At 49.8% G+C, this 271-nt stretch carries 1 protein-coding gene; it reads right to left on the reverse strand.

Translation table 11 applies throughout. From position 1 onward, the window contains the following. A partial coding sequence (locus AAEZ03_RS27460; protein WP_350583017.1) for an aminotransferase class III-fold pyridoxal phosphate-dependent enzyme occupies positions 1–271 on the reverse strand: 271 nt, incomplete at both ends.

The following is a 271-nucleotide window of genomic DNA, read 5'->3' on the forward strand; positions in this document are numbered from 1 at the left end:
GCTCATCACAAATCTCGCGTAAGGCTTTGGCAAATGATGGCGTCACTTGATGGAAACCACCCTCGCCTTGTACTGGCTCGATAATCATCGCCGCCACTTCACTTGGATCGATATCCGCTTGAAAGATCATCTCAAGGCTATGCAGGGCCTGCGCCTCTGTGACGTTCAGTTCTTCTGCTGGGAATAACGCATGAAACACAGGGCCTGGCATCGGACCAAAGTTCTTTTTGTACGGCAATACTTTACCCGTCAGACTCATGCACATTAAGGT

It is taken from the genome of Pseudomonas sp. HY2-MNA-CIBAN-0224 (assembly GCF_040310285.1).
Taxonomy (GTDB): Bacteria; Pseudomonadota; Gammaproteobacteria; order Pseudomonadales; family Pseudomonadaceae; genus Aquipseudomonas; species Aquipseudomonas helleri.